This is a genomic window from Wenzhouxiangella sp. XN24, assembly GCF_011064545.1.
GTDB lineage: Bacteria > Pseudomonadota > Gammaproteobacteria > Steroidobacterales > XN24 > XN24.
This window is the reverse complement of the sequence record NZ_JAAMFG010000001.1, coordinates 1-392: the sequence shown is the minus strand read 5'-3', so window position 1 is coordinate 392 and position 392 is coordinate 1. Positions and strand designations below refer to the sequence as shown.

Genomic DNA, 392 nt, shown 5'->3' with positions numbered 1-392 from the left:
ACCATGGCCGAAGGCGTGAACGGCATGGTCAACGGCCACATCGCCGTGAAGAAGAAGGCCATGGCCTGCGTCGCCGAGTTCGGCCGCGGCAACTTCGAAGCCGAGCTGGAGAAGTTCCCCGGCAAGAAGCGCTTCATCAACGACACCATCGAAAAGGTCCGCGAAAACCTCAAGGCCCTGATCGTCGACGCCAACATGCTCTCCGAGGCGGCTTTGGCCGGCCAGCTCGCCACCCGGGCCGACGCCAAGCGCCACGAGGGCGACTTCCGCAAGATCGTCGAAGGCGTCAACGCCACCCTCGACGCGGTCGTGGTCCCGGTCAACGAGGTCAAGCGCGTCATGGTGGCGCTGAGTGAAGGCGACCTGACCCAGAAGATCCAGGGCAACTACCA

Annotated in this window: 1 pseudogene; it reads left to right on the top strand. The window is 64.0% G+C overall.

Annotation, left to right across the window (positions count from 1 at the left end):
- Window positions 1-392 (top strand): annotated as a pseudogene (locus G6032_RS00005) (methyl-accepting chemotaxis protein); the annotation flags it as partial.